General features: G+C 60.2%; 1 protein-coding gene. It reads right to left on the bottom strand.

The window, feature by feature from the left end; translation table 11 throughout:
- Nucleotides 1–284 (bottom strand): transposase (locus tag EN824_RS34800; protein ID WP_135933247.1); only part of this gene is annotated, 284 nt, incomplete at both ends.

Here is a 284-nt window from a genome sequence, read left to right as displayed (position 1 = left end):
AAGCCGCGAGTTGCCGACCGGATTTGAACAGGGAAGCATCTGTCCCGGTCGCAACGATTGCGCTGGCGGTGATCGGACCGATGCCGGGGATAGTTTCGAGGCGACGGCTCAACTCGTGCGAACGATGCCAGATGTGAATCTGTCGGTCCAGCTCACCGACCTTCTCGTGCACCTCACGCAATTGCTGTACCAAAAGAAAGAGGGCCGATCGGGCAAGCGGGGGAATGAGGTCGTTCCCCTCGTCCTCAACCAACGCGACGAGCATGCTCAGCCCTGTAGCACCC

Origin of the sequence: Mesorhizobium sp. M8A.F.Ca.ET.181.01.1.1 (assembly GCF_004792025.1) — a bacterium.
Lineage (GTDB): Bacteria > Pseudomonadota > Alphaproteobacteria > Rhizobiales > Rhizobiaceae > Mesorhizobium.
This window is presented reverse-complemented; position numbering and strand designations above follow the sequence as displayed.